The sequence below is a fragment of the Micromonospora sp. SL1-18 genome (assembly GCF_047921505.1).
Lineage (GTDB): Bacteria > Actinomycetota > Actinomycetes > Mycobacteriales > Micromonosporaceae > Micromonospora.
Window position 1 is genome coordinate 1 of record NZ_JBLROA010000291.1, and the last position, 228, is coordinate 228.

Here is a 228-nt window from a genome sequence, read left to right on the forward strand (position 1 = left end):
TCCGAGGAGCGGATGCGGCAGTTCATCGCCGACGCCTCGCACGAGCTGCGCACCCCGCTGACCACCATCCGGGGCTTCGCGGAGCTTTACCGGCAGGGCGCGGCCCGGCAGCCCGAGCAGACCGCCGGCCTGCTGCGCCGGATCGAGGACGAGGCGGCCCGGATGGGGCTGCTGGTGGAAGACCTGCTGCTGCTCGCCCGGATGGACCGGGAACGGCCGATCGCGCTG

Annotated in this window: 1 protein-coding gene; it reads left to right on the plus strand. The window is 73.7% G+C overall.

From position 1 onward, the window contains the following. Positions 1–228, plus strand: a 228-nt coding sequence (locus tag ACNAW0_RS30990) for a histidine kinase dimerization/phospho-acceptor domain-containing protein (RefSeq protein ID WP_416291577.1), incomplete at both ends; no start/stop codon positions are given.